General features: G+C 50.3%; 6 protein-coding genes and 1 pseudogene. 2 read left to right on the forward strand and 5 right to left on the reverse strand.

Annotation, left to right across the window (positions count from 1 at the left end):
* Positions 1 to 4: 4 nt before the first annotated feature.
* Positions 5 to 787: an acetylglutamate kinase gene (argB, locus tag ACN0TT_RS16735; RefSeq protein WP_417763288.1), complete on the reverse strand. Its 783-nt coding sequence runs from the start codon at positions 785 to 787 to the stop codon at positions 5 to 7.
* A gap of 22 nt (positions 788 to 809) precedes the next feature.
* A complete protein-coding gene (gene argC, locus ACN0TT_RS16740; protein WP_417763289.1) occupies positions 810 to 1,793 on the reverse strand; it encodes an N-acetyl-gamma-glutamyl-phosphate reductase in 984 nt (327 codons plus the stop codon).
* Positions 1,794 to 2,329: 536 nt separating this feature from the next.
* On the opposite strand from argC, the gene ppc reads away from it, so the two are divergent.
* Together ppc and ACN0TT_RS16750 are read left to right on the forward strand one after the other, a co-directional pair.
* Positions 2,330 to 4,969 (forward strand): phosphoenolpyruvate carboxylase, encoded by a 2,640-nt coding sequence (gene ppc / locus ACN0TT_RS16745; RefSeq protein ID WP_417763290.1) that lies wholly within the window; start codon positions 2,330 to 2,332, stop codon positions 4,967 to 4,969.
* Complete coding sequence (locus tag ACN0TT_RS16750) at positions 4,966 to 5,502, forward strand: DUF1439 domain-containing protein (RefSeq protein WP_417763291.1); 537 nt, start codon at positions 4,966 to 4,968, stop codon at positions 5,500 to 5,502. Before ppc ends, ACN0TT_RS16750 begins: the two co-directional genes overlap by 4 nt.
* A gap of 41 nt (positions 5,503 to 5,543) precedes the next feature.
* Here the strand turns inward: ACN0TT_RS16750 and ACN0TT_RS16755 are convergent, their stop codons facing one another.
* The 3 genes and pseudogenes from ACN0TT_RS16755 to ACN0TT_RS16765 all read right to left on the reverse strand — a co-directional run.
* On the reverse strand, positions 5,544 to 6,818 hold the full coding sequence (locus ACN0TT_RS16755) for a CinA family nicotinamide mononucleotide deamidase-related protein (RefSeq protein ID WP_417763292.1): 1,275 nt from the start codon (positions 6,816 to 6,818) through the stop codon (positions 5,544 to 5,546).
* A gap of 145 nt (positions 6,819 to 6,963) precedes the next feature.
* Positions 6,964 to 8,373, reverse strand: a complete 1,410-nt coding sequence (locus tag ACN0TT_RS16760; protein WP_417763293.1) for an FAD-dependent oxidoreductase — start codon at positions 8,371 to 8,373, stop codon at positions 6,964 to 6,966.
* A 117-nt stretch (positions 8,374 to 8,490) separates the two neighbouring features.
* Positions 8,491 to 8,898: pseudogene (locus ACN0TT_RS16765) on the reverse strand (4Fe-4S dicluster domain-containing protein); the annotation flags it as partial.
* Positions 8,899 to 9,330 lie beyond the last annotated feature (432 nt).

Here is a 9,330-nt window from a genome sequence, read left to right on the forward strand (position 1 = left end):
CTTTCTATGGTTGTATTTGCGTGCCGATGTGCTCTCCCCGGGCCAGCGCAGCTAACTGGGCTGCATCTCGCCATGAAGCAACCTGAACTGGTTGCCCCATCTGTTCGGCTACCTCCAAGGCAGCCTCCACTTTCACCTTCATGCCTTTGGCAATAACGCCTTGTGCGACAAGCTCAGCAATCTGTGTGCGATTCAAACTATTCAACAGTTGTCCGTTGCCATCGAGTACCCCAGGTACATCCGACAACAAGATCAACTGACCATGCACTAATTTAGCCAATACAGTGGCCGCATCATCAGCATTCACGTTGAGTAGTTCGCCATCAGTGGTCATCGCTATCGAGCTGACAATCGGCAACCAGCCTTGCGATAAAATAAATTTCAAATAAGTGCCATCTTTAGGTGCGACCTGCCCCACCATGCCGAGGCGAGGATCTTTAATGCTGGCCTCAACCAGATTGCCATCGGCCAAGCTCAGGCCGACTACCGTGGCGCCGGCAGCGGTCGCAGCCCCTTGCAATACTTTGTTGGAGGTGCCAGCTAATGCGCCTACCACAATCGGCATATGTTCTTTCGGGCTCACCCGCAGGCCATCGACTTTTTCTGACACCATGCCGTTGGCTTGCAGCTGTTCATCAACCAGATAACCACCACCGTGTACCAACACCACTTTGCGGCCGGCATTGACCATGTTGGCCGCCGTTTTCATCAAACCTTGCAGGCCTTCTGGGCTTTGCATTAATGCACCGCCCACCTTCAATACCAATACGGTTTCATTTGTGCTCATTACAATCTCCTTATGGGTCACATTAAGCCAATTGGTAGTGAATCTTTATGCATTGCAAAGCTTGGCTCGCTGCACCTTTCATTAAATTGTCGATGGCACTAGACACCACCAGATAACCGCTTTGCTCATCGTATTTCCAACCGAGGATACAGTTAGGTGTGAGCACTACGTCGTCCACTTTCGGGAAACGGTTATGCATAACTTTAACGATGTCAGAATTATCGTATACCCCATAAGCGGCACTGATTTGTTCAGTGGTGGTACCGGATTTGAGTTGCACTGTAATCGTGGCCAAAATGCCACGTTTGAAGTTGCCAAGATGCGGGGTGAAGATCACTTCCTGCCCCAACTGAGTCGCAATCTCGGGTTGATGACGATGCCCCAATACGCCATATGGCGTTAATGACACTTCACAAAAACTGGTATGCAGTTGCGCTTTACGACCAGCACCAGTCACACCGCTGACGGCGTTGATCACGGGATAAGCGTCGGTCAAAAATGGCTTCAATGGTTTTAGCGCGGTTAATGATGCTGTTGGGTAACAACCAGGCACCGCAATCATGCGCGTTTTAGCCACGGCGTCAGCATTCCACTCCGCTAAACCATACACCGCCTGTGCTAATACTTCCGGCTGGTTATGCTCAAAGCCATACCATTTTGGATATTGCGCAGCATCGCTAAAACGATAGGCACCGCTCAAATCAAATACCGCTAACCCTTGCTGATAAAAATAGGCAGCAAGTTCTAAGCTGATCACGTGCTCAGTAGCTAACACTACGGCATCAGCTTCATTCACAATCGCCGCTTTGGCTGCGGCGGTTAAGGGTTGCAAGCTATGCTTCACTTGCTGATAAACAGGGTACAGCTCGGCCAAAGGCTTACCTTGGTCAAGACTGTTTTCCGATACATACAGCCCCTGAACGGAGAGTCCTGCTTCAGCTTGAATAAGGGCGGTAATTTGGGCGCCGGTGTAACCACTAGCACCGATAATGGCAATATTTTTCATCGCACTCGCATCGTTATCTGATCAATAAAAATGGGCAGCATAGTACTGCCCAATAAAACTGCACGCTGTTTAGTTTAACGCCACTAGGATTATTCGCAGCTATTATTTTTGGAGAACCGTGAGCATCGCGATGGCGGCAAGCATGGCCGCGCCAGATGACAGAGATTCACATACGTCAGAATTGGGTGCAAGATTACCACAATCGTTTATCTATGCAATATATGTGAATATTTATATAATGATTTTTTGGCCAACTGTCGAATAATTTGCCAGTGAGCTCACACAACGGCTAGTGAGCAACGACAACACAAGCGATGCCAAAGTGCTTAACGTGGCAGACACATTGGGCCACAACACCATTATGGCGGTGCTCACGCGGCAAAAACGCTAAATATGCAAACCAAATGCAAATAACTGAAGAATTCATAATCGCAGCTGTCACATTTGTATTACATATTGACCAATAGGTAAAAGGATGGGTATTGTGCATGGTTCAGTTTGGCCGATGCCTAACACCAGAATGGAGTACGCAATAAATGGCAGATATGTATGCACCGCTAAGAGCTAACGTCGGTATGTTAGGTCAGATGCTGGGTGAAACTATGAGTACCGATCTAGGTGAATCATTTCTAGATAAGGTGGAGCAGATTCGACTGCTAGCGAAGCAATCACGTCAAGGTGACACCGCTGCAGGCGAACAGATGCTGCAGTTACTCACCGCGCTACCAGATGATCAACTGGTGCCCGTTGCCAAAGCCTTCAACCAATTCCTCAACTTAGCCAACATTGCAGAACAGTTTCATACCATTAGCCGCAACTGCGATGAAATGGTATGCGTGCCAGATCCAGTGGAGCAACTGCTGGGCAAAATGTTAGATGATGGTGCGGTCGATCAGCAGCAAATGATGGACTGTTTACTCAACCTCGATATCGATCTGGTATTGACCGCCCACCCAACTGAGATTTCGCGCCGCACGCTGATCTACAAATACGCGGCCATTGTGGACTGCTTAGCCGCGTTAGAGAACACCCAGCTAAGTGAGCGGGAAACCACACAGTTGCATCTGCGTCTGCGCCAATTGATTGCCCAAATTTGGCATACCAACGAAATCCGCGAACAGCGGCCAACGCCCGTTGATGAAGCTCGCTGGGGACTATCCACTATTGAAGCATCACTGTGGCAAGCGATTCCCGATTTTCTGCGTCAGCTTAATGACCGAGTGCAAGACCGCACCGGCGAGCAATTACCCACTGACTTCGCCCCCGTGCGCTTCTCTAGCTGGATGGGCGGTGACCGTGACGGCAACCCGTTTGTTACCGCTAAAGTCACCGAAGAGGTGCTTGACCGAAACCGCCATGCCGCAGCGCGCTTACACCTTAAGGATATAGTGCTATTGGTGGATGAACTGTCGATGACCAAGGCCAACGATGAGCTGTTGGCTTACACCAACAACAGCCCTGAGCCTTACCGCGTGGTACTGCGCGATCTTCGGCAAAAACTACGCAACACTATCGACTATCTCAATGCACGCATTGAAGGCCACCGACCAGAAGTGGATTTCACCAGTATTATCTGGCACGAAGATGACCTGAAAAAACCATTAATGATGCTGTATACCAGCTTGTATGACTGCGGCATGCGCCTGATTGCCAACGGCTTACTGCTAGATATGCTGCGCCGCATTGCTTGCTTCGGTATTCACATGCTGCGATTGGATATTCGTCAAGATTCCAGCCGCCACACAGAAGTACTCAGTGAACTAACCCAGTATTTAGAGATGGGGGATTACGCCAGTTGGAGTGAAGAAGAGAAACAAACCTTCCTACTCAAAGAGCTGCGAGGCCGTCGCCCACTCATTCCTAACACGTGGAAGCCATCGGATGACGTCAACGAAGTGTGGTCAACCTTCAAGTTAATTGCCGCCCAGCCACCACGAGCCTTAGGTTCATACGTGATATCCATGGCGAGCACCCCGTCTGATGTATTGGCGGTGCAATTGCTACTGAAAAAATGCGGCTGCAAACATCCTATTCGCGTGGTGCCGTTATTTGAAACATTGGAAGACCTCACCAATGCGTCGGATGTAATGCAGCAACTGCTCAGCATCGAGTGGTACCGAGATTACACCCACGGTATGCAAGAGGTGATGATTGGTTACTCAGACTCAGCGAAAGACGCAGGCGTGATGGCTGCTGGCTGGGCGCAGTACAAAGCACAAGATCAGCTGGTAGCCGTGTGTAAAGCAGCTGGCGTTAAATTAGTACTGTTCCATGGCCGCGGCGGCACCGTTGGCCGTGGTGGCGCGCCGGCGCATGATGCAATTTTGTCCCAGCCTCCGGGCTCAGTCGCAGGCCGTATCCGCGTGACCGAACAGGGCGAGATGATCCGCTTTAAGTTCGGCTTGCCAAAAGTCGCTATTCAATCGCTGGCGCTGTACACCTCGGCCGTGATGGAAGCCACCTTGTTACCACCGCCAGAACCTAAAGCTGAGTGGCGCGATTGTATGGACCGTGTTGCGGCGGACTCAGTAGCCGCCTATCGCGATGTGGTGCGTAATGAGCCAGACTTTGTGCCCTATTTCCGGGCCGCGACCCCCGAGATCGAGCTGGGCAAATTGCCACTCGGCAGTCGCCCAGCAAAACGTAAAGTGGACGGCGGCATTGAGAGCCTGCGGGCGATCCCTTGGATTTTCGCTTGGTCGCAGAACCGTCTAATGCTGCCAGCTTGGCTCGGTGCCGGTGAATCTCTGCAACAAGCGATTGACCGCGGTGAAGAAACGCTACTGAAAGAGATGGAACAGCAGTGGCCATTTTTCACCACACGTATCTCAATGATGGAGATGGTGTTTGCCAAAGCAGAACCTAACCTCGCCCGTTATTATGAGAAATGTTTAGTGCCAACAGAGCTGCACCATTTGGGCAAAAAGCTGATCGATCGCTTACAGCTAGGGATTGATGTAGTCAGCCGCCTCACAGGTAGCGAATATCTGATGTCTCACAATCCATGGAATCGTGAATCTATTCAGCTGCGTAACCCGTACATCGACCCATTAAACTTCCTGCAAGCCGAGCTGCTCGGCCGTACTCGCAAGGAGACTCAACCCAGTGCTAAACTAGAGCTGGCACTGATGTTAACTATCGCCGGTGTTGCCGCCGGCATGAGGAATACAGGTTGATCAAACGGTTACTTTTATTACCGCTGCTGTACTGGCTAGGCGGGTGTGCTAGCCAGTACAGCGTGTCTGAACAGCAAGTTCAGCAGTATCTTAATGACAAAGTGGTGAAGCACTTCCAGCTGGATAGCGGCGAAATGCGGATTGAATCAGGGGTTAAGTCACTGGAGGTATCTCTCGGTGAACAACCAGAGCGGATTTCAGTGAAAGCCACTGCAGCGTTAATCATTAAGACACCACTGTTTCCACTGTCTGCCACTATGGTGGCAAAGTTTAACGCCAAGCCGCGCTATCAACCCAGCAATCACGGTTTGTATCTGGATGATATGCAGGTGGAAGATGTGCAGTTAACGCCAGAGAAACTGCAAACACTGATTAGTCCGGTGGCACGTGAGTTTGCTAATCAGGCCAAGGTACTGTTACAAAATCAACCGATTTACGTGTTGGATAGCAACCAAGCCACTGAGGCAAAAATCGCGTCAATGACGAAAAGTATCAAGGTGGAACCGGGACAACTGATTCTACTGTTCAAATAGCAAAAAGGGCTCAATTGAGCCCTTTTTCATTATGGATGAAGTTACTTGGGATAACGTTTAATCGAGCTGTAATCGACAATCACCGCTTCGTCATTCAACTCACGACGCAACATGTCATACGCGACTGCAGCGCTAAGGGAACGGACTAATTCGCGCGAGCGCCCCGAGATTTTTACCATCTGACTATACACCGCATTACGTGTTGCTAATGCAATAGCTACCGTACCGACGGGCTTTTCTTCGGTGCCGCCATCAGGCCCCGCAATACCGCTGGTCGCTAAAGCAAAAGCACTATCTAACAGCTCTCGCGCCCCTTTGGCCATCTCTTCCACCACCGGAATCGACACCGCGCCGAAATCATCTAAAGTTTGCGGCTGCACCCCAAGCACTTTAACTTTGCTTTCATTGGAGTAAGTCACTAACCCATGATGCAAGTAACTGGAGCTACCCGGAAACGCTACCAGCTGACTGGTGATCAAGCCGCCCGTACATGACTCGGCGGTCGCTAAGGTTTTGCCAGAGCGGTACAGTTTGGAATGGATCTCTTCCGCTAACGTAGGTTTATTTTCCGCAACAACGGCAGCACCCAATACGGATTTCACTTGCTCAGTGATCGCTGGCAACTGCGCAATAGCCGCATCGCCGCGAGCAAACAGCTTAATCTCAATATGCGGCATTGAGGAGCGGTAACCGAGAGTAATACCAGCAGGGATGGTCAATGGCTCCAGCTTGGATGCCAGCAAGGATTCACCATGACCGAAGGTCAAGATCTTGTTCAGTGCCACATGAGCATTAATACCAAACTCTTGCTGTACAAACGGTAAGAACTGCTCGCGAACCATATGCTTTAACTCGAACGGTACACCGGGGGTGAAAAACAACCATGCGCGGTTGAGCTTAACGCGAAAACCACAAGCGGTGCCGACGGGGTTATCCACCATAATGGCTGACTGCGGTAACCACGCTTGTTTGAGGTTATTGGCCGACATCACCCGATTATTCTGGCTAAACCATTGTTCCAAATGCTCACGCCACTGTTTATTTTCCACCAAAGGTTCACCTTTGGCCTTGGCCATCGCCTCTGCGGAAAGATCATCTGACGTTGGCCCCAAACCACCGTTAACCAGAATAATATCCGCATGTTGACTACGTTCTTGAAATACGGCAACCAGATCTTCCACGCGGTCGCCGACGGTGACACGGCGCTGAACTTCAATGCCATGTTCCATCATGACATTAGCGAACCATGCTGCATTGGTATCGACTATCTGACCGGACAGCACCTCTTCTCCGGTACAAATCATTTCCAGCTTCATTCATGCTCCTGCGTTTAATCGATATTGCTTATAGAGGGTACGCCAAATGGCGCAAAAAAGGTATGAGATGATGACTTTTTAGCTTGCGCTATAAACGACAAAAGCGCCTGTATTGCAGACGCTTTTTTAACATGGTTACTGCGGGTTATAACCCCAACGAAGCAACAATCCCCTTTGCCGCCAAACGACCATCCGCCATAGCGGTCACGACTAAGTCAGCGCCTCGAACTATATCACCACCGGCAAAGATCTTAGGATGCGAGGTTTGTAGCGGATAGCGACTAGTGAGTTTGGCTTCAATCAAGCCCCAACGATTGAGTTCAACACCTGCAGTTTCCAACCACGGCATCGAATGGGCACTAAAGCCAAACGCGATAATCAAGGCATCGGCCGCTAGCTCAAATTCAGAACCTACCAGCACTTGGGGGCGGCGGCGACCGGAGGCATCGGCCTCGCCAAGCGCCGTTCTGACAAACTGCACGGCCCGAAGGTGGCCGTGGTCATCACATAGAATCGACGTTGGTTGTACGTTAAACAGAAACTCTGCACCTTCCTCTTTGGCGTTAGCCACCTCTTTGGTTGAGCCTGGCATATTCGCTTCATCACGCCGATAAGCACAAGTGACACTAGCTGCCTGTTGACGCCGTGCCGTCCGTAAGCAATCCATCGCAGTATCGCCACCACCTAGCACAATCACCCGTTGATCAGCCAAGTTGATATAAGGCTCATGTTGCAACTGCGGCAAACCCATAAGATGTTTGGTGTTGGCGGTAAGATACACTAACGCCTCATACACACCATTAGCTTGCTCGTTATCCAAGCCAGCAGGAATAGATTGATAGGTGCCTGCCCCCACAAACACCGCATCAAATTCTTCTAGTAGCTGGTCAATACTGACATCTGTACCAATCTCAGTGTTTAAGCGGAACTCGATGCCCATCTCACTAAACAGCTCACGCCGTTGCTGCACCACCGTTTTTGCCAATTTAAATGACGGAATACCAAAGGTGAGCATGCCACCAATCTCAGGTTGGCGTTCAAACACAATCGGCTGCACACCATGACGCAAAAGTACATCAGCACACCCCAAACCAGCGGGACCAGCACCAATGATTGCGACACGGTGCCCACTGCGCTCGACATCATGTTGTTCTGGACGCCAGCCTAACGCCAGCGCCTGGTCATTGATGTAGCGCTCAATGTTACCAATAGTGACCGCACCATGGCTCGGCTTAAGCGTACAACCACCTTCACACAGCTTATCCTGTGGACATACGCGACCACAGATCTCCGGTAGTGAACTCGTGCGATTAGATAAAGTTGCGGCACCAATAACATCACCCGCAGCAGCAAGCTGTAACCAATCAGGGATCTGATTATGTAACGGACAACGCCATTGGCAGTACGGCTTATCACTGCAACTTAAACAGCGCGATGCTTGCTCAACTACCTGAGTAGCTGTAAGCGGTTGGTAGGTCTCAACGAAACTCTGCTGGCGTGCAGTCAATGGCGCCTTAGCTGCCATCTGCCGGGGTCGAAGCGCTAACGAATTCATCTGGGGATGTAATACACCAAAACGGCCTGTTGCAGGTGTAACTCGACCACTTGTGGTATTCAGCTGTTTCGCCCGCCGTAGCTGCGCTAAATCGGCATTATTGAGCACCGACAACGACCCAGTTGGGCAAGCAGCAACACACGCAGGGCCAGAAGTGTCATGAACACATAAATCGCACTTCTGCGCTAACAATGGTTGTGCGACTGACTCGACCATCTCTACCGCCCCAAATGGGCAGGCAATAACGCAGTTACGGCAGCCAATGCATTCCGCTTGCTTGAGTTGTACGGCGCCATTGCTATAAGTTATTGCCGCAACCGCACAAGCGTTAACACAAGGCGCGTCTTCACAATGATGACAAGCTAAGGCCGTCGCACCACGTTCATGCCTTAACACATGAATGCGCGGTTGAAACAACGCCTCAGAGACGGGAAAGCTGCCATCGTTATGAGACAACACACAAGCGACTTCACAAGCACGACACCCCAAACAGTCACGCGAATTAGCAATGACAAACTGATTCATACTCCGTTATCCCTTTACAGTTCAGGCGCTAAGTCGCCACTGTCAACAGCTGCCCCCCAATGGCAATATCGACCAGAGTATTCTATGGAAATGATTTATCGGGATTATTGATATATGTCAGTGTTACTTACAACACGCTAAATTAAGGAGGCATTGATTACAAATATGTAGCTAAGCGGCTGATGAACCACGCAGATTGATAATTGATTGCATTACAGCAGCAGTATGTGACGGCATGCTGAGGTGATCGCGGTATGGATAACAGCAATTACTGCTGTATTGACGCCTTGCAAGCGTCGTGAATAGGTAACATTTGCAGGGACAGCTAATGAGCATTAGGTTTTTTTAAGTGCTACAGAAACAAAAAAGCCTCGTCGCATGACGAGGCTTTAATGTGTTGGCGGAGCGGACGGGACTCGAACCCGCGACCCC

Source organism: Shewanella sp., from assembly GCF_048265805.1.
In the GTDB taxonomy this organism is placed as follows: Bacteria; Pseudomonadota; Gammaproteobacteria; order Enterobacterales; family Shewanellaceae; genus Shewanella.

Coding starts and splice junctions, on each gene's coding strand:
- ACN0TT_RS16760 (WP_417763293.1), bottom strand. CDS start 8,373: ATGAATTCGTTAGCGCTTCGACCCCGGCAGATGGCAGCTAAGGCGCCA.
- argC (WP_417763289.1), bottom strand. CDS start 1,793: ATGAAAAATATTGCCATTATCGGTGCTAGTGGTTACACCGGCGCCCAA.
- ppc (WP_417763290.1), top strand. CDS start 2,330: ATGGCAGATATGTATGCACCGCTAAGAGCTAACGTCGGTATGTTAGGT.
- ACN0TT_RS16755 (WP_417763292.1), bottom strand. CDS start 6,818: ATGAAGCTGGAAATGATTTGTACCGGAGAAGAGGTGCTGTCCGGTCAG.
- argB (WP_417763288.1), bottom strand. CDS start 787: ATGAGCACAAATGAAACCGTATTGGTATTGAAGGTGGGCGGTGCATTA.